The 19,132-nt window shown below is 41.2% G+C and carries 15 protein-coding genes and 4 pseudogenes; 16 read left to right on the forward strand and 3 right to left on the reverse strand.

What is annotated here, in order from left to right:
• Positions 1-10: 10 nt before the first annotated feature.
• The 16 genes and pseudogenes from ssb to rlmH all read left to right on the forward strand — a co-directional run bounded on the left by ssb (position 11) and on the right by rlmH (position 15,646).
• Positions 11-519, forward strand: a pseudogene (gene ssb, locus QNH10_RS02845) (single-stranded DNA-binding protein).
• Positions 520-563: 44 nt separating this feature from the next.
• Entirely contained in the window at positions 564-800 is a 237-nt protein-coding gene (gene rpsR, locus QNH10_RS02850; protein ID WP_283733434.1) for a 30S ribosomal protein S18, read from the forward strand.
• 56 nt (positions 801-856) lie between these two features.
• A complete protein-coding gene (locus QNH10_RS02855) occupies positions 857-1,015 on the forward strand; it encodes a hypothetical protein (protein WP_283733435.1) in 159 nt (52 codons plus the stop codon).
• Complete coding sequence (locus tag QNH10_RS02860) at positions 990-1,928, forward strand: DUF2232 domain-containing protein (RefSeq protein ID WP_283733436.1); 939 nt, start codon at positions 990-992, stop codon at positions 1,926-1,928. The genes QNH10_RS02855 and QNH10_RS02860 overlap by 26 nt, the downstream gene beginning before the upstream one ends.
• Positions 1,929-1,940: 12 nt before the next feature.
• Positions 1,941-3,911, forward strand: a complete 1,971-nt coding sequence (locus tag QNH10_RS02865) for a DHH family phosphoesterase (RefSeq protein WP_283733437.1) — start codon at positions 1,941-1,943, stop codon at positions 3,909-3,911.
• Positions 3,912-3,913: 2 nt separating this feature from the next.
• Positions 3,914-4,360: a 50S ribosomal protein L9 gene (gene rplI, locus QNH10_RS02870; RefSeq protein WP_283733438.1), complete on the forward strand. Its 447-nt coding sequence runs from the start codon at positions 3,914-3,916 to the stop codon at positions 4,358-4,360.
• A 16-nt stretch (positions 4,361-4,376) separates the two neighbouring features.
• Positions 4,377-5,731 (forward strand): annotated as a pseudogene (gene dnaB / locus QNH10_RS02875) (replicative DNA helicase).
• A 1,013-nt stretch (positions 5,732-6,744) separates the two neighbouring features.
• Positions 6,745-7,454 (forward strand): annotated as a pseudogene (locus tag QNH10_RS21015) (M23 family metallopeptidase).
• 242 nt (positions 7,455-7,696) lie between these two features.
• Positions 7,697-8,407, forward strand: a complete 711-nt coding sequence (gene yycF / locus QNH10_RS02885) for a response regulator YycF (RefSeq protein ID WP_283733440.1) — start codon at positions 7,697-7,699, stop codon at positions 8,405-8,407.
• 5 nt (positions 8,408-8,412) lie between these two features.
• Positions 8,413-10,228 (forward strand): annotated as a pseudogene (walK, locus tag QNH10_RS02890) (cell wall metabolism sensor histidine kinase WalK).
• A complete protein-coding gene (locus QNH10_RS02895; protein WP_283733441.1) occupies positions 10,219-11,541 on the forward strand; it encodes a YycH family regulatory protein in 1,323 nt (440 codons plus the stop codon). The pseudogene walK and the gene QNH10_RS02895 overlap by 10 nt, the downstream one beginning before the upstream one ends.
• Before the next feature lie 87 nt (positions 11,542-11,628).
• Positions 11,629-12,354 carry a two-component system regulatory protein YycI gene (locus tag QNH10_RS02900; RefSeq protein WP_283734552.1) on the forward strand — a complete coding sequence of 242 codons (726 nt, stop codon included), beginning with the start codon at positions 11,629-11,631 and terminating at the stop codon, positions 12,352-12,354.
• A gap of 12 nt (positions 12,355-12,366) precedes the next feature.
• The gene (locus tag QNH10_RS02905; protein ID WP_283733442.1) at positions 12,367-13,155 is read left to right on the forward strand and encodes an MBL fold metallo-hydrolase; all 789 of its coding nucleotides are present in this window, start codon (positions 12,367-12,369) and stop codon (positions 13,153-13,155) included.
• 306 nt (positions 13,156-13,461) lie between these two features.
• Positions 13,462-14,727 carry a S1C family serine protease gene (locus QNH10_RS02910; protein WP_283733443.1) on the forward strand — a complete coding sequence of 422 codons (1,266 nt, stop codon included), beginning with the start codon at positions 13,462-13,464 and terminating at the stop codon, positions 14,725-14,727.
• Positions 14,728-14,919: 192 nt separating this feature from the next.
• Positions 14,920-15,087, forward strand: a complete 168-nt coding sequence (locus QNH10_RS02915; protein ID WP_381426361.1) for a CxxH/CxxC protein — start codon at positions 14,920-14,922, stop codon at positions 15,085-15,087.
• Positions 15,088-15,166: 79 nt separating this feature from the next.
• Positions 15,167-15,646, forward strand: a complete 480-nt coding sequence (gene rlmH / locus QNH10_RS02920; protein WP_283733444.1) for a 23S rRNA (pseudouridine(1915)-N(3))-methyltransferase RlmH — start codon at positions 15,167-15,169, stop codon at positions 15,644-15,646.
• Between the two features lie 222 nt (positions 15,647-15,868).
• Here the strand turns inward: rlmH and QNH10_RS02925 are convergent, their stop codons facing one another.
• The 3 genes from QNH10_RS02925 to QNH10_RS02935 are packed head-to-tail and all read right to left on the reverse strand — an operon-like array spanning position 15,869 to position 19,078.
• Complete coding sequence (locus QNH10_RS02925; protein WP_283733445.1) at positions 15,869-16,828, reverse strand: hypothetical protein; 960 nt, start codon at positions 16,826-16,828, stop codon at positions 15,869-15,871.
• Positions 16,829-16,852: 24 nt separating this feature from the next.
• Complete coding sequence (locus QNH10_RS02930; RefSeq protein ID WP_283733446.1) at positions 16,853-18,124, reverse strand: DUF4145 domain-containing protein; 1,272 nt, start codon at positions 18,122-18,124, stop codon at positions 16,853-16,855.
• A 60-nt stretch (positions 18,125-18,184) separates the two neighbouring features.
• Entirely contained in the window at positions 18,185-19,078 is an 894-nt protein-coding gene (locus QNH10_RS02935; RefSeq protein WP_283733447.1) for an AAA family ATPase, read from the reverse strand.
• Between the last annotated feature and the right edge of the window lie 54 nt (positions 19,079-19,132).

Here is a 19,132-nt window from a genome sequence, read left to right on the forward strand (position 1 = left end):
TTGGAATCTGATGATTAACCGTGTCGTTTTAGTTGGCCGATTGACAAAGATCCTGAACTCAAGTACACACAGGGCGGTGTAGCAGTAACACGCTTCACACTTGCGGTAAATCGAACATTCTCGAACCAACAGGGAGAGCGTGAAGCTGATTTCATCAACTGTGTCACATGGAGGAAACAGGCAGAGAACACTGCAAACTTTTTGCGCAAAGGAAGTCTTGCCGGAATCGAAGGTCGTATTCAAACGAGTAGTTTCGATGGACAAGATGGTAAACGTGTCTTTATGACGGAAGTTGTAGCAGATAGCGTACAGTTCCTTGAGCCGCGTAGTGCGAACTCTGAAAAATCTGGAGCTGCTTATGGTAGTGCACCACGAAACGAACAACCTTATTATCAGAACCAGCAGCCAAATCAACAATATCAACAACCAAGTCAACAAAATTATACACGCACTGACAATGACCCGTTCGCAGCGGGCAGCGGTCCGATAGAAGTATCGGATGACGACTTGCCGTTCTGATCAGGCATTGCCATTGACGTAATCAAGTAAGGAGGGAAAGCGATATGGCACCACGCCGTGGAGGTAAAAGACGCCGTAAAGTCTGCTATTTTACATCAAATAACATTACACGTATCGATTATAAAGATACTGATCTACTTAAGAAATTCGTTTCTGAACGTGGGAAAATCTTGCCTCGCCGTGTAACTGGTACAAGCGCAAAATATCAACGTAAATTAACGACTGCTATTAAACGTGCTCGTATTATGGCACTTCTTCCGTTCGTAGCGGAAGAAAGATAAAAAACACTTTAACCGCCTTGTGAAACGGGTTTTCCCGGTCCAAAGGCGGTTTTTTATTGGCCAAAAGATGCGCATATACAGTCTTTGGTTTAATGGTTCCAATCATGATACAATTAAAGGAACTCACATTCAATAAGACGACAGACGAAGATGAGATAGTAGTCAGTTGTTGGACGGAGGAAAAGACTGATGCAAGACCATTCAAAGAAAATTAAATACGGTGCAATGATGCTTGCATTATTCACCATACTTTTGGCGGGGGTTTTTTTTATCCCGTTAATTGGACTGATAGTCATGTTTTTCCTTCCTCTACCGATTATTCTTTATCGATTACGGGAAGATAGAAAAACGACATCATATGTTGTTTTATCGGCAGGTCTACTTGCTTTACTTTTAGGAGGCCCTATACTGCTGCCTTTTGCCCTCGTTTTTGGGATTCTTGGCTTTCTTATTGCTGAGTCTCTATTACTTGGGAAATCCAAATTATATATCTTTATGAGTTCCGGTCTTGTTTTGATCATCGTTGGAATTTTAACCTATCTCATGTTGGCTTTGTTCTTTGAGGTCAATATCATGGATAGTTTGATGGCAGTGTTGAAGGAGTCAGAGAACCAATTCAAGGCTTCATTAAATGAATTCGGCGCATTACCGGAAGGATACGAAAATGTTGTTGCCGAGGCATTCATGTTATACCGATCCTCAATTCCGGCTGTCTTTATATTATCCGTGTATGCATTCGCATTCATTATGGTAATCCCTAATCTCATGTTGCTCAGAAGACTTGGTCATAACGTACCGAAGTTCCCACCATTTCATCAAATGAAATTACCTGTGATCACCATTTTTATTTATGGGTTGTTTATTCTCTTACCCTTTGTGATGAAAATGACACCGGACTCTTCGACATATTTGCTTTATATTAATGCGACGATAATTTTAAGGGTATTGTTATTATTACAAGGTCTATCATTGGTCCTTTATTTTATGTACAGGATGAAGCTGCCGGGGATTGTTACGTTTTTCTCAATAATTTTAGCCTTGTTATTTAATCCAATTACTATACTTCTTGGCATACTTGATATAGGCGTGAATATCCGAGCTTGGATCAAGAAGGACAACTCGAAGTAAGGGGATGAGAAAATGAAGTCGTTTTTTAGAAGAAGGGCTATCCGATATCCATTGATTATCATTTCTCTCCTTGGATTGATAGCCGCTGTCCTTATATTCTTATTGAACTTCTGGGCCGGCCTTTTATTTACAATCCCTTTTATATTGGCAATAGGGTTCGCTTGGAAGCTTGAGGAGCAAACTTATATCGAGACGGAAAAGCATATTGAATCACTTTCCTATCGGATGAAGAAGGTTGGGGAGGAAGCGCTCCTTGAACTGCCGATTGCAATTATCCTTTTCAATGAAAAGTATCTCGTCGAGTGGGCGAACCCTTTCGCTGCTGCTATCTTCAAAAAAGAGACACTGATAGGGGATGAATTGTTCCATCTCTCTGAAACATTCCATTCAATCTTAAAGAATGAAGAACAAGATACACCACCACTAAAGGTTGGTGATTCAACCTTTAAGGTCGTCTACAGGCCAGAAGAAAAACTTCTCTACCTGTTTGACATTACTGATAAAGTAAGTATGGAATCTCTTTATTATAAAGATCGGACAGTACTTGGAATTATGCTTATCGACAATTACGATGAACTTTCCCAAACGATGGATGACTCCACAAGGAGCCATCTGAATTCTCTCGTTACATCCCTTGTGAATGACTGGGCAACCGAGAACGGGATATTCGTGAAAAGGATTGCTTCAGATCGTTTTATGGCAGTATTCAACGAGGGTATTTTATCTAAATTGGAAACTGCAAAATTCACGATACTTGATGATATTAGGGAAAAGACGGCAAAGCAGAATGCAGGCTTGACGTTAAGTATTGGAGTCGGGACAGGATCCGCTTCACTTACCGAGTTAGGAGAGCTTGCCCAGTCCAGCCTGGATCTTGTATTGGGCCGTGGCGGAGATCAAGTGGCGATCAAGCGCACCGATGGAAAGCTGAAGTTCTACGGAGGCAAGACCAACCCGGTGGAAAAAAGGACTCGTGTACGTGCGAGGGTCATCTCACATGCATTGCGGGATTTGATCCAGGGCAGCGATAAGGTATTAGTCATGGGTCATAAAATGCCGGACATGGATGCAATAGGGGCGTCAATCGGTGTACAGAAGATGGCCCGGATGAACAATGTCAAAGGGTATGTCGTCCTCAATTTCGAGGAGTTAGATGGCAGTGTAACTCGATTGATGGATGAGATAAAGGAGAATGATGAGTTGTTTGAACAATTCATTGACCCTGAAACTGCATTATCGATGTTGACAGAAAAATCGCTTCTTGTGATCGTTGACACGCATAAGCCAAGCATGGTCATTGATGACCGGTTGATCGGCAAGGCAGAAAAGGTCGTTGTCATCGATCATCATAGACGGGGAGAGGAATTCATCAACAACACGATGCTAGTTTACATGGAACCTTACGCGTCATCTACTGCGGAGCTTGTTACAGAATTACTTGAATACCAGCCGAAACATGAAAAGTTAACGAAGTTAGAGGCAACTACCTTGCTCGCAGGGATTGTAGTCGATACGAAGAGCTTCACGTTACGGACAGGATCCAGAACCTTTGAGGCTGCATCTTATTTACGGACATATGGGGCTGACACGGTACTTGTGCAACGTCTTCTGAAGGAGGACATTGATACGTATATTGAGCGCTCCAAGATTATAGAAACAGTTGAGCTGTCACCGTCAGGTATTGCAATTGCCAAAGGCCAGGATGGAGTGGCATATGGTTCTGTTCTAATTGCACAGACAGCTGATATTCTTTTGACGATGAAAGGGGTAGTCGCCTCTTTCGTGATTGCACCACGTGCAGATGGGAAAATTGGCATCAGCGCAAGGTCACTTGGGGAACTTAACGTCCAACTCGTTATGGAAGAACTTGGCGGTGGGGGTCATTTGACTAATGCGGCCTGCCAGTTTGATGTGGAAACGGTAAAAGAAGCGGAGGATATATTGAAAGCCGCTATAGAAGATAAATTGGAAAGGGGAAAATGACGATGAAAGTAATTTTATTGAAAGATGTTAAAGGGCAAGGTAAAAAAGGTGAGGTAAAAGAAGTTTCAGTAGGATATGCACAAAACTTTCTATTGAAAAACAAGTTGGCAATTGAAGCAACACCTGCAAATCTAAGTCAGCTTGATGGCCAGAAAAAACGTGCTGAAAAAGATGCAGCACAGGAATTGGCAGAAGCGAAAAAGTTGAAAGAACTTATTGATGAAAAAACAGTTGAAATGAAAGCAAAATCCGGAGAAGGCGGTCGTCTTTTCGGATCCATCACAACTAAACAAATCGCTGATGCTTTAGAAAAAAATCATAAAATCAAGGTGGATCGTCGTAAGATGGAACTGCCTGATGCAATTCGGTCACTTGGGTATACAAATGTGCCGATTAAATTGCACTCAGAAGTTACAGCTACGCTAAAGGTCCATGTAACAGAAGAGTGATAGGGAGCGATAATTGATGGATCAGATGTATGATCGCGTTCCCCCGCATAACAATGAGGCAGAGCAGTCAGTCATAGGTGCAATCTTTTTACAACCGGAGGCACTAATTACGGCCTCCGAACTTCTTCAACCAGATGACTTTTACCGGACGGCGCATGAAAAAATCTTCAATACAATGCTTGTTTTAAGTGATAAAGGACAAGCGATTGATGTAGTTACTGTCACTGAAGAACTTTCTGCTAAGAAGGAATTGGAGGACGTCGGCGGGATCTCGTATTTGACTGAAATCGCTAACGCGGTGCCAACAGCAGCAAATATTGAGTATTACGCGAAAATCGTTGAAGAGAAAGCCATCTTAAGACGTCTTATACGGGTTGCAACAAATATTGTCGAAGAAGGCTTCACGAAAGAGGATGAAGTAGAAGCGGTCCTTTCAGAAGCCGAGAAAAGGATCATGGAAGTCTCCAACCGAAAGAATGCCGGAGACTTTAAACATATAAAAGATGTGCTTGTAGAGACATACGATAATATCGAACTTCTCCATACAAGAAAAGGGGATGTCACAGGTATTCCGACGGGCTTCAGGGATTTGGACAAGATTACTGCTGGCTTCCAGCGTAATGACCTTATTATTGTAGCTGCCGACCTTCCGTCGGTAAAACGGCATTCGCATTAAATGTGGCACAAAACGTGGCAACAAAGACGGATGAAAACGTTGCGATCTTCAGTTTGGAGATGGGTGCGGAACAGCTCGTCATGCGTATGCTTTGTGCCGAAGGGAATATTGATGCTCAGGTGTTGCGTACGGGTAATTTGGAGGCCGAAGATTGGCGAAAATTGACGATGGCGATGGGGTCACTTTCTAATGCTGGAATCTTTATAGATGATTCACCCGGTATCCGTATTAATGAAATCCGTTCGAAATGCAGACGGCTTCAACAGGAACATGGTCTTGGCATGATTATGATCGATTATCTTCAGCTTATTATGGGAAGTGGTCGTTCGGGCGAGAACCGTCAGCAGGAAGTATCTGAAATCTCACGGTCCTTGAAGGCGTTAGCGCGGGAATTGAAAATACCTGTCATTGCACTTTCCCAGCTTTCCCGTGGTGTCGAACAACGTCAGGATAAACGCCCGATGATGTCTGACTTGCGGGAATCAGGAAGTATTGAGCAGGACGCGGATATTGTATCTTTCCTTTACCGGGAAGATTACTATGATAAAGAAACAGAGAATCAGAATATGATTGAAATCATCATTGCAAAACAACGTAATGGCCCAACAGGTACTGTAACTCTTGCTTTCGCGAAGGAATATAATAAATTCTTGAATATCGATTGGAGTCAGCATGAAATGTCGTCCTATCAATGATAGAAGCCTTGATTTTCCTGTGTGTCAGGTAAATCAAGGCTTTTAATTATTTTGGGACTTTATGATCAAGCAAAATATTACATATTTCAACCTAATATTTGGAAAATACTAAGAATATTTGGATACAATATCACAGTTTCATTACAAAGTGTCGGATTTTGCCAAGCAAGCTTGCGAATGTGTTAAATTAGAGAAGCGTGAAAACTTTCAGTATGATGGGTGCTTTATTGACACCTAATCGGAAGGAGTCTTAAACGATGTTTTTCAACAGGAAAGAAAAGAAGGAAGATAAAAGTAGTAATTTCATATATAGAAGATTGCAAAAGGTAGGTATTATCACAGCCACTTTATTTGCAACGATTGGAATTGGATCGGGGTTTGCATTCGAAAAAGCTGAAGATGCATCCATACATACGGTATATCATGTCTATTCAGATGGCAAGTATGTTGGAATGCTATCTGACGAGAAGCAAATAGAACAACTTACGGAAAATAAGCTTCAGAAAGCGGCCGAAGATTTTGATGGTCTTCCCTTAACAATAGGGACTGAGCTGTCTGTTGTCCCAGAAAATGTATTCACAGTGGAAACAGATGACAAACAAGTTCTTGGCAAACTTCAAAACATGCTAACTGTTGAAGCAGAAGCAATTGGCATTAAAATTGATGAAGAAACATCACTCTACGTCAAAGATATGGCCGAGTACGATGAAGTGATCCAGACGCTTACACTGCAAACAGTCTCTCAAGAGGAACTTGCAGAATTCGAAGCCCGCAACCAATCTACTGAACCTATACCACCTTTGAAAGAAGATGAAACACGACTTGTAAAAATCCACTTCAGTGCAGACTTACAACCAGTGAAAGGGCAAGTGGAACCTGAGAGTGTAAGAAGTGTACAAGAGATTGTAACTCTTCTAAACAAAGGAACATTGGAAGATAAGAAGTATGAAGTTCAAGCAGGGGACGTATTGGGGAAAATAGCGAGTGCTCATAATATGACTACCGCTAAACTAATGGAGCAAAATCCAGGAGTTACTGAAAATTCATTATTACAAATTGGTCAGGAACTTAATGTAACTGTACTTGAGCCTCTCGTCGAAGTTGAAGCACATTATGAATCCAAGAAAGTAGAAACAATTAAATTTAGTAAGTTGACCGAAAAGGACGAATCCCAGTTTAAAGGTGAGAAAAAGTTAAAACAAAAGGGATCGGACGGTAAAAAATCGGTCACACAATTAACCCGAATGAGAAATGGGAATGTAATCGGCAGATCTGTTGTTGAAGAGGATGTTTTAGTTGAATCGGTCCCTGAAATAACATTAGTCGGAACGAAAGTTATTCCATCTCGTGGAACCGGGAAATTCATGTGGCCTGCTGACGGAGGATATGTATCCAGTCAGATGGGTAAAAGATGGGGAAGGGTTCATCAAGGCATCGATATTGCACGCCCATCCTCTCGCTCAATTTTTGCAGCGGATAATGGAGTAGTTACGAATGTCGGTAGACACGGTACCTACGGAAACAGGATTATCATTACACATAATAATGGGTATAAGACGTTATACGCCCACTTGGCTAAAATGGATGTAAAAGTGGACAAACTGTTCCTAAAGGAACAAAAATTGGTGTTATGGGGTCCACAGGACGTTCAACGGGTATGCATCTTCATTTCGAAGTGTATAAGAACGGTTCCAATATCAATCCGTTATCTGTGTTAAGATAATGAATAGGGATGGAGACGCTACAGTATTCTGTACCGTCTCTTTTTCCTTTTTATCAACATTTGTTTTCCCGGGAAATAATGATTAAAAGGCGGGAAATATTTAGAAGGTAATATGAAGGTTTGCATAGAATATAGATAGAGGGCCAAATGTAGTATTGTAGCAATTTAAATGCTTAATTGTATAAGAAATGATAAAGTGATAGAACAAAAAGGACGCAACCGGGCGAGAAAGGAAATGGATTATGCAAAACAAAACAATTCTTGTAGTAGATGATGAAAAGCCAATCGCAGATATATTAGAGTTTAATTTAAAGAAAGAAGGCTTTACCGTTTATTGTGCTTATGATGGGGAAGAGGCGCTTGAAAAGGTGGAAGAAGTGCAGCCCGATATTATGCTCTTGGATATTATGCTTCCGAAGCGAGACGGTATGGAGGTCTGCAGAGAAGTAAGGAAGAAGTATGATTTTCCAATCATCATGCTGACAGCAAAGGATTCGGAAATCGATAAGGTATTGGGGTTGGAATTAGGTGCGGATGATTATGTGACAAAGCCTTTCGGTACACGTGAATTGATCGCAAGGGTAAAGGCGAATCTGCGCAGACATTCAAAAACAATATCGGAGGAGCAGGAAGAGGCAACTAATGAAATCACAGTTGGTAGCCTTGTCATTCAACCTGACGCTTACTTAGTACAAAAGCGTGGAGAGTCGATTGAGTTGACGCACCGCGAATTCGAATTACTCCATTATTTGGCTAAGCATATCGGACAAGTGATGACAAGAGAGCATCTATTGCAAACAGTATGGGGCTACGATTACTTCGGCGATGTGCGAACTGTCGATGTCACGATACGACGCTTGCGCGAAAAGATTGAGGACACACCAAGTCACCCAACTTGGATTGTAACAAGACGTGGTGTCGGTTATTATTTGCGTGACCCAGAACAGGAGTAAATGAAATGCAGAAAGTCGGTTTTTTCGATCCATCCACGTTAAATTCATACTAATCTATATCATGCTGATTATTGTAGCAATGCAGATTATCGGGCTTTATTTCGCGAGGGAACTTGAAACCACATTAAAGGCAAACTTTACGAATTCCGTTGTCGACAGGATGAACCTTGTTGAATTCAGTGTGCGTGAGGAATTGATAAAGGACCGTTCACCTGATGATCCAACAATTGAACAAAGTCTCCGTGCTGTCCTTTCGGGATTCAACTCGGAAGATATAAACGAAATCCGCGTCATCGATTCAAAGTACCGGATTCGTGCAACATCAGTGCTGGACAATCAATCATTAGTCGGCCAGCGTTCTATGGAGGATAGTGTAAGACGGTCAATTTCCTCTGAATCTATCTCGGATATGATTAATCTCGACATGGGAAAACGTGTCATGGTGCGTGTAACTCCAATCATGAACAATAAAGAAGTGGTTGGGGCACTCTATGTAACGGCTAATATTGAAAAAGTGTTTAAGCAAATTGATGAGATTAACCAAATACTTGCGGGTGGGGTAGCGGTTTCGCTAACCATCACAATCATCGTTGGTATTTTCATAGCGCAGACCTTCACAAGACCCATTTCAGATATGAGACGCCAAGCACAAGCGATGGCACAGGGGAATTTCTCGAGGAAGGTACATGTTTATGGAAATGATGAAATGGGGCAACTGGCAATTGCCTTTAACCATTTGACGAACCAACTTCAAGAGTCGCAATCGACAACCGAAAGTGAACAGAGGAAATTGGCATCGGTGCTTGAAAATATGACTGATGGTGTCATTTCTACGGATCGAAAAGGCCGTGTCAGCCTTATAAACGACTCAGCCCTATTGATGTTGCGCATGACACGTGATCTCGTATTGAACCGTCCTATTGCAACCATTTTAGGCTTGGAGCAAGACTACACATTTGAAGATCTCATTCAGATGAAAGATTCCATTGCGCTCGATTTCAGTACTGAAAAAACACCCTATATACTTCGGCAACATTTTCAGTGACACAGCGGGAAACCGGTTTCGTAAATGGCCTCATCGTAGTCCTTCATGATAATACGGAACAGGAAAAAATTGATATGGAAAGACGGGAATTCGTATCGAATGTTTCCCATGAACTTCGTACCCCATTAACTACGATGCGCAGCTATTTGGATGCTCTTGCAGAAGGTGCTTGGAAGAATGAAGAGATTGCTCCATCATTCCTTCGAGTGACACAAACCGAAACGGAGCGAATGATCCGACTTGTCAATGACCTATTGAAACTTTCAAGAATGGATAGTAAAGAATACGAATTGAACACCGAATGGGTAGAGTTCAATCATTTCTTCAACTCGATTATCGAGCGTTTTGAATTCTCTAAGTCGCAAAAGGTGGAATTCAAGCGATTATTGTCTACGACTGATATGTTTGTTGAAATTGATACCGATAAAATGACACAAGTCATCGACAATATCATTTCCAATGCACTTAAATACTCCCCTGATGGAGGAGATGTCCGTTTCGGAGTGACAACTTCGGGGACATTTATTAAAGTGATGGTCTCTGATGACGGAATGGGAATCCCGAAAGCAAACGTCAATCGCATCTTTGAAAGATTTTACCGTGCAGACCGGGCAAGATCTCGGGCAATGGGCGGAACAGGCTTGGGACTTGCCATCGCCAGGGAAATGATTGTTGCACATGGCGGGGAAATATGGGCTGAAAGTGAAGAAGGGAAAGGGACAACCATATTCTTTACGTTGCCTTTTGAACAACAAGAGGATGGTGAATGGGATTGAAGTATATTGAACCGATTAAATCGATCATATTACTATTGCTCGTTCTATTGAGTGCCACCTTCACCTTCTCAATTTGGACGTATACACCAAGGTTAGATCCGATTGAACCTTCCCCGACAGTGGACATCTCCATTGGAGAGCGAAAGAAAGTGAAGGATCTCATTAAGCCGTATAAATTTTTGATAAAGTATGATGAGATGCTCAGAGGTACAACCGACTCGGACGATATTGAAGGCGTGTTGAATGAAATGAGCAGTTGGAAAGTTTCCCAGTTGGTCTATCATTCAACCGAGATGAATAAGGAACAGATGAAGTCCTTTTTCCAGCAAACGAACCAATTTACAATGTATTTTCAAGGGGATGTTCCCCTTCAAGTATATGATGATATTTTACCTATTGAGGATAGTTACATTCCTCCATTTAGTTTTGACCGAATGGTCGTGAAATGGAATCCAAAAGAGATTGCATTTGAAATTCATTTCATTAACCGTGCGTCAGGACTACGTTATTCAGGAAAAGTTACACCTGGAGATCCGATGGATTCCTATCGTGAAATTGTCCTTGGAGGAGAGAATTTTAGTAGGTACGCGGAAGTGAACGTTCCGGAACCGACCTATATTGCCGTTCCTGTTGATCCGATTCATATGGACCGAAGCACGTATTACCAGGAAGAACTTAGCCCTACCCGCTTCCGTGATGCCTTGTTCAACGACCCGAATGCGGTTAGACGCAGCCAAGTGGATGCGACACATGAGGAATTTGGGGATGATCATGCACGGTTAGTTGTTAATACAGAGTCGAAAATGTTGAATTTCGTCCATCCCGCTGCCGAGAGTAGAGAACCTACTTCACCCGCGGACTTATTATTTGACGTTATCGATTCCATTAATGAGCATGGAGGGTGGACGGATACATTCAGATTTTCATACATCAATGCCTTTTCCCATATCGTTAGGTTCCAACTGTACAATTATGGCTATCCAGTTTACAGCGAAAATGGGACAACGGAAATCGCTCAGTATTATGGTAAAAATCGGATTTTCCGTTATATCAGGCCGTACTATACCCTTGATGTAAAAATAATGGATGAAGAAGTGGTTCTCCCTGCAGGTACGGAAATTGCTAATGCACTGAGCAAGTCCGATAAGTACGACTTCGGATCAATTGAGGATATAACTTTGGGCTATATGATGAGGCATGACTTGGAAAAACGGGCGTTAATCATGGAGCCTGCCTGGTTTTATTTGATGAAAGGGAAATGGATACGCTATTTGCCTGATCAAAGTGGAGGTGAGCAGATTGGATTGGAATAAACGAAAACCATTTTCATTGTCGTCTTTTCGATATTAAACGTTTTCCTTTATTCCTTATATCTAAAACAGCACACCGATGCATTGAATGTGCAAGTAGTCGGGAAAACATCGATTGAAGAGATAATGAAACAGGAGAATATCACTTACAATCTCTCGCAAGAGACAAAAAATGATTTCTACTATGTCTCTGCCAATATTAAAATGTTTACAATAGAGGAATTGGAATCATTGAAAAGCCAGTCCATTGTAATCACTGATAATACACGGATCACTTCCGAGATGAGCACTCCGATATCCATCCGCAATTCAAAAGGGGATTATCATTTTCCGGAGTTCCTTACGAAATATGTATTGAATGGAATGGACTATGAACTATGGGAAGTGAACAAGGAAGAAAAGAGGGCTATTTTCTTTCAAAAGGTGGACGGAGAACCGATATTCTATAGCCCCAATGCCATGCTGACCGTTTATTGGGATGATGATTATGAGGTTACCCGGTATGAACAGCGAATGCTTAAGGAATTCATTAGCTATAACCGTAAGAAGGATTTACTGACACAGGACGAGGCAGTCGGATCTTTGGCAACGCGGGGGTATTTGAAGCAGGATTCTAAAGTGTTAAGTGTGACAGCAGGATACTCATCACTTATGCAGTTAACGGAAACCCAAGTATTTGCCCCAACCTGGAATATTCGTGTAGAATTAAAGGACGGTAAAATTGAGGATTATTTTATCAATGCAATTGAAGGTAAAGTGATAGAGTTCCAATTGGATAAAACCGAAGCGAAAGAACCTATGGAAGAAGAAGAATAAGGAGTTTTTATCATGCGTTTTAGTGTGCTCTGTAGTGGTAGTACGGGCAATTCTATATATGTTGAAACTGATAAACATGCATTTTTAGTAGATGCTGGATTGAGTGCAAAGAGGATGGAGCAACAGCTTGAAAGCATCGGTCGTTCGATGTCCAATGTTGACGGGATATTCGTTACCCATGAGCATAGCGACCATATTAAAGGGATTGGCGTGTTGGCACGAAGGCATAAGGTTCCTATCTATGCCAATGAAAAAACATGGAATGCCATGAATGGTCTCGTTGGCGAGATTCCGTTGGAGCAACGTTTCCATTTCAATATGGAAACCTCCATGACCTTTGGGACACTTGATATTCAGTCATTCGCCGTTTCACATGATGCAACGGATCCGATGTTCTATGTATTTCATGAAAATAATCGGAAGCTTGCAGTCATTACGGATACGGGATATGTCAGTGAACGGATGAAAGGGCATATCGCAGCATCGGATGCATACGTTTTTGAAAGTAATCATGACGTCAGCATGCTGCAAATGGGCAGATATCCATGGTCCATTAAACGTCGTATATTGAGTGACGTCGGGCATGTTTCCAATGAAGATGCCGCGATTGCGATGAGTGAAGTTGTAGCTGAGAAAGAGACAAGAATCTACTTGTCACATCTTAGCAAGGATAATAATATGAAAGATCTCGCAAGGATGAGTGTTTCGCAAACATTGGAAGCATGCGGGATCCGCACAGGTGAATTCGTGCATTTGTATGATACCGATGCGGAAAAACCGACAGAGCTTGTCACTGTTTAATAAATGTTGAAAACCTCGCCTTCGGGTGAGGTTTTTTTGTTAACGGTGATACCGTGCTCAAGTAAGCAGTCGTCGCGCTCAAGTAAGCAGGTTCCGCACTCATGTAAGCGGGTTCCGCGCTCAAGTAAGCAGATGCTGCGCTCAAGTATGCGGGCGTTGCGCTCAAGTAAGCAGGTCCCGCGCTCAAGTATGCGGGTCCCACGTCCAAAAAGCCCGCAAATTCAATAAAAGTTCTTCATACATTTGATTCTAAATACAAATAATGGGGTAGAGTGAGTGTAACTGTATATAGAAAGGGAGAGGAGAATGGACGAATTCAATCAAGGTCCTCGTAATGAAGAGGAAAAACCGATTATTCATGAACCTGAAGAGCGCGAGGAGCCATTGCGCTACACTAACCGTTCACCAAAACCGAAACAACGAGGTGGATTTCTTCCCGCCCTTTTTGGAGCCATTCTCGGGGGACTCCTTGTCTGGTTTTTAATGAATACAACAACTGGGAACGACAAAGGCACGCCATTAGTCGAACGTGAGCAATCGGGTGTGGACAATCTGACAAGTGAAAGGGTCTCTGTCGACATCAATACGGATGTCACGGATATCGTCGGGCAAATGGCCGACACGGTCGTAGGAATTACAAACCTGCAAACCGTACGTAATTTCTGGTCTTCCACTGAAACGAGAAGGGAGACCGGCAGTGGATCTGGTGTCATCTATAAAAAAGAAGGCGGCAAAGCATATATCGTCACGAACCATCATGTCGTTGAAAATGCAGAAGGGCTTGAAATTACATTTGATAACGGAACAAAAGTGGAAGGAAGGCTGATCGGAAGTGATATGTGGACAGATTTGGCAGTAGTTGAAATCGACGGTTCACAAGTGAACACGGTCATTCAATTTGGTGATTCGGACGCATTGAAACGTGGCGAAACAGTCATTGCCATCGGAAATCCGCTCGGCCTCGGTTTTGCGGGATCTGTTACGATGGGAATTGTGTCCGGAAAGGATAGATCAATTCCGATTGATTTTGATAAAAACGGAACTGTTGACTGGCAGGCTGATGTCCTTCAAACAGACGCAGCCATCAACCCCGGAAACTCTGGCGGTGCGCTTATCAACCTGGCGGGTCAGCTCGTAGGCATTAACTCGATGAAAATCACCCAAGAAACAGTGGAAGGCATCGGCCTCGCAATCCCGATTAATATCGCTGTTCCGATCATTAAGGACCTTGAAATGACAGGAACAGTCAACCGACCAACAATGGGTGTCAGCCTCATGAATTTGAGGGACGTCCCTTCATCACAGCAAGAACAAGTTTTGAAGTTGCCTAAGGATGTTACGGATGGTGTGATCGTTACTCAAGTATTGCGGAATACACCAGCTGAGGTTGCAGGCGTCAAGCAGTATGATGTGATTGTTGAAATGGATGGAAAGAAAATAGATGACATGGTCGGGCTAAGGAAGCATCTTTACAATGACAAGGAAGTTGGCGATCTGATGAAGATGAAAGTGTACCGTGCCGGAAACCTAATAGAAATTGAAATGGAATTAAAAGATGGTAACACATTCTGATTAAGATGTCGAAAAAGCGGACAGAGAATGTTACAATTTTGACAGGGATGTAATATTTCTTATCCACAACAGGCAGCATAGCTGAATAGCGGCTATACTGCCTTTTTTTTCTGCATGGTTTTTGCACATGTGGATAAGAAAAGAAAACCGTGCATAACTTTGTCTGTAAAATATTGAAAGAAGGAAGTGTATATGATGAAAATAAATAGCTGTGAAACCCATATAAACCATGCACTTGATGTGTTTGTTGCTCAAGAGGAAACGTTTCCGATAATGGAGAAAATCGAAGAAGAAGAAAAGTTATCCACAAAATGCGATTACTGCGACACGCCCGCAACGTATATTGTGGCGAACGAATAATCGGGCACAACATATAGGTTTAAGTGTGGATATGTGCATAAGTAATGTGGATAACATTTAAAAGAAGGTGGAAAACCCTGTGAATATTACAATTGTGTCAGTTGGTAAACTAAAAGAAAAATACTTAAAAATGGGAATCGATGAATATGCAAAACGACTCGGTGCATATGCAAAAATCGACCTCATCGAAGTGGCAGATGAAAAAGCACCTGAGTCTCTGAGCGATGCAGATATGGAAATCGTGAAGAAGAAGGAAGCCGATAGGATTCTTGCAAAGATCAGTCCTGACGCTTACGTAATTGCATTGGCAATCGAGGGTAAGATGAAAACTGGCGAGGAATTAGCTGCAGGGATGGAATCATTGATGACATATGGCCGTAGTAAAGTCGTATTTGTCATTGGCGGATCGCTTGGCCTACATGAAGATGTACTGAAACGGGCAGATGAGTTATTATCATTTTCAAGAATGACATTTCCGCATCAGTTGATGAAATTAGTACTGTTGGAGCAGGTTTATCGAGGGTTTCGAATTATGCGGGGAGAACCGTATCATAAGTAAATGCGGTTTTTTCCTTTGCAAATATGCTCGTGATGAAGCCAGGGAGGATTGTTTATGGAGCTTTGTTTCAAAAAACAATCTGGAAACTCTATAATGTTGACAGGGTATAGCCGTAGGATTGCGACGCCTGGTCCCTCCCCTGTATAGGGAGGACAGGCCCCACATAGCCGTTGTCGCAAATGAGCAGCGTGTTAGGGACAAGGCCATTATATTATCTGTTTTTTACTTAAGATCAGAGTTGGGAACGGATCCACCGTCCCTGTTGTAGTATAAGTTTACCAGTTCCTGGGAATAAGCGCTAAATTCAGTGTTGGAGTTGCCTTTTCCCATGTCTACGCCGGAATAGACCCAAAATAGGAGTTTCCTTATTTCGTTTGCATTTTGTTTTATTTGCTCTTTCGCTAGCTTTTTCTGTTCTAGTTTATCCGCCTTTTGGTATTGTTCTGACTGGTAGATGTTTACCAAATTAGGTGGTGCTGCATTTTCTGGGCTGCTGTCAATTGCTTTCAGTTGATCGCCTAAATAAAGGCGGATCTCATTCTGTTCCTGTTTAGCTGGAAAAATAGTGGATAAGAGGGAAAATTCCTGTTTTCCATTTTCCGTTTTTTTATCAATGGCACTCTGTACGATTTCCATTGTTGCTTCGCTTGCGGCATGATTATAAGCAAACAGCATCCGACCAGTCGCTAAATGATCAATAATAGGCTTGTATGTAACAAAAAATAACGCCAGAAGGGCAAAAGAAGTGCTGATAAAGAACCAGCTTCTAAATACTTTTTTCCCGACTAACTTTAATATCCATATGAAAATAGCACCGAGTAAAACTGGGAGAACTAAAGCGATTAATAACATTGCCAAGAAATCAAAAGTGCTAATATCCGAATTTATATCTATTTCAAGAAACTTTGATAAGAAATCCAGAATAAGACCACCAGACACTTTATCATCTATGTAACTAAATGCTGTGAACAATCGAATATAGCCTGGGCTTTGCTTAACTAAGAGATGATCGTCATATTCAATCACAGTAATCCCGGTTCTTAAGGAAACAACGTCATTATCAATGGTATCTCCCTGCAAATAGGTCACACCAGTGAATGTTTGCAATAGTTTATCTGTACCATAACCAATAAAAATAAAAAGGATCCCCACGATAATAAAGAATTTTAGTAGATTTCCCAAAGATGCTCCCCCTTTAGTCTCGTTTTAGAACTTCATTTTTTCTCTTATTTCTTTTGGAAGTACTATAGGGTTCGAAGATCGCTGTGGGATTTTTTCATCTTCTTCTTTTATCCCAGCGTAGTCATCCTGGTCAAAATAATCATCTCTACACTCATCATCTTCATCATCCTCATCCTCATCAATTACTTCATCTCCTTTCTTATACTTAACCTCATCATATAGGGATTCATACTTATCAGCTTCATAATCAAACATTTGTTCAAATTCACTGTCCGAAGCAAAGTCATCCTCTGGGGCTGCAGCCACTTCGTTTTGATCGTGTATTACCCATTCATTCAGATGTTCTAAAAACTGGTGGCGCAGTTTAAGCAATCCATTTTTATTAAAACGATCATCATCGCCAAGTTCATGGGCGGCTTTATTTCCAAGTGTTCTAATCGTAGATAGAAGATGATACAATTCATTGGAAATATATTCCTTATCATATAAATATTTTATGCGTCTATATTGTTCAATTTTTTCTAATGATAAGTTATTGTGAATAGATATTTGCTTCGTAAACTCTTCTGAGACAAGGCGAAGCCTGGTGGTAGCATCTGAGGTTAAATTCATATTTAATCTTTGTGCAACCTCCTCTAACCCTTTATGAATTTTTTTAATCGCCTCTCGATCAGAAATAAGGGATACCCGATGTGGATTCTCCTTTAATTCCGGATCTATCATGTTGTTTGAACTTGTTTTCTTTTGTTCTTGTTGGTTCTTTGCCCCTGTAATTGAAGCAACAGCCAAAATCAAAATACTAACTAAAGTGACAAGTCCAAGTTTCAACACATTCGCTTGCCAAACGTTTGGAGAAAATAAGAAAATCAATTTATCCATAAATCCAACCGGAGAGGTAAAACTGGCGTACATATTCAAAATCCATCCAATCCATAGTAGGAATGATATGGAATTTGTCGTTAATTTCCACTTAATTGCTAAAATGGCTACAATCAATCCGGCAATCGCACCAATAACCACGTTCCATAAGAAACAGGCTAATCCAAATCCGAATAGGAGCCAAGCAAAGAAAATTAACGTTTGACTTCTCTCATTTTCAAGTCTCAATTTTTTTTCGCCTATCATGAACAATAAAAGAAAGGAGTGCCCTAAAAATAGAAACAAAGTATTCTGTGCAAATTGATCCCAATCTACAAACAGAGCCATCAACATCACTAATATAAAAGGCATCCCCATCCAAAACAGTATTTTATCTAAAGAACGCATGGGGCTCCATTCATCAATGTTATTTTCCATATTCTCTCTCCGCCTTTTCAAACAAATACGATAAAATGACCAATCAGACAAAAGAAATGTTTAGTCCTTTGGGATATCTGTTATTTCAATTTCCTGTAATAATTCAAAGGTGATTGCCTCTTGATCTAATAAAGTTAACCGATCTGCTTGATTGTTCCTTATCTCTTGCGTCAAGTTTCTGATCCAGCGGCCATCGCCATCAATAAATCCGTTGTTTTCCTTTACTTTTTGGTTAATATAAACCTGTAGCCACTTGCTGGCTTCCTCACTAAGAATCAAGCCATCCTTTTGTTTTAATTGAAGAAGCGCCATTTGGTATAATTCCTCCGCTGAATAATGAGGGAAATCAAAATGGTAAGGAATCCGTGAACGCAGACCTTCATTGAGGTCCATCAGTTTCTCCATATCTTTGCGGTACCCAGCCAAAATAACCACTAAATTATCCGCATGATCTTCCATTTCTTTAATGAGTGTATCTAAGGCTTCTTTTCCAAATCCAGATGTATCATCAGAGGCCAAAGAATAGGCTTCATCAATAAATAAAATGCCGCCCATTGCTTTTGAAATAATGTCTTTTGTTTTTAAAGCGGTCTGACCGACATATCCGGCCACAAGGTCACTTCTTGATGCTTCAATAAAATGCCCATTCGACAGAATGCCTGCCCCTTTTAAAAATTCACCCATTACTCTTGCTACCGTTGTTTTACCAGTACCTGGAGGGCCGTAAAAAACCATGTGCATTTTCGTTTTCTCCGGACTTAACCCATTTTGAAAGCGCAAGTTATCAATCACAATCGTGTTCAAAATTCTCTGTGCTTCCGTTTTTATATCCTGTAATCCGATTAAGCTCTGCAATTTATTTATTGCTGATTGTTTGATCGACTCTAATTCTTGGCGATTTTGATTATTTGCTTGCTTATCTGTCGCACGTTTTACATCTTCAACGGTAATCATTCGTGTATTTTTGATCTTCTGTTCACGATCTTTTCCTACGCGGATATTTAATTC

Source organism: Sporosarcina thermotolerans (assembly GCF_030067815.1).
GTDB lineage: Bacteria > Bacillota > Bacilli > Bacillales_A > Planococcaceae > Sporosarcina > Sporosarcina thermotolerans.

Excerpts from the sequence above, each read along its gene's own strand:
- rpsR (WP_283733434.1), top strand. The coding sequence starts at position 564 with ATGGCACCACGCCGTGGAGGTAAAAGACGCCGTAAAGTCTGCTATTTT.
- QNH10_RS02860 (WP_283733436.1), top strand. The coding sequence starts at position 990 with ATGCAAGACCATTCAAAGAAAATTAAATACGGTGCAATGATGCTTGCA.
- QNH10_RS02865 (WP_283733437.1), top strand. The coding sequence starts at position 1,941 with ATGAAGTCGTTTTTTAGAAGAAGGGCTATCCGATATCCATTGATTATC.
- rplI (WP_283733438.1), top strand. The coding sequence starts at position 3,914 with ATGAAAGTAATTTTATTGAAAGATGTTAAAGGGCAAGGTAAAAAAGGT.
- yycF (WP_283733440.1), top strand. The coding sequence starts at position 7,697 with ATGCAAAACAAAACAATTCTTGTAGTAGATGATGAAAAGCCAATCGCA.
- QNH10_RS02895 (WP_283733441.1), top strand. The coding sequence starts at position 10,219 with ATGGGATTGAAGTATATTGAACCGATTAAATCGATCATATTACTATTG.
- QNH10_RS02905 (WP_283733442.1), top strand. The coding sequence starts at position 12,367 with ATGCGTTTTAGTGTGCTCTGTAGTGGTAGTACGGGCAATTCTATATAT.
- QNH10_RS02910 (WP_283733443.1), top strand. The coding sequence starts at position 13,462 with ATGGACGAATTCAATCAAGGTCCTCGTAATGAAGAGGAAAAACCGATT.
- QNH10_RS02915 (WP_381426361.1), top strand. The coding sequence starts at position 14,920 with ATGATGAAAATAAATAGCTGTGAAACCCATATAAACCATGCACTTGAT.
- QNH10_RS02930 (WP_283733446.1), bottom strand. The coding sequence starts at position 18,124 with ATGGAAAATAACATTGATGAATGGAGCCCCATGCGTTCTTTAGATAAA.
- QNH10_RS02935 (WP_283733447.1), bottom strand. The coding sequence starts at position 19,078 with ATGATTACCGTTGAAGATGTAAAACGTGCGACAGATAAGCAAGCAAAT.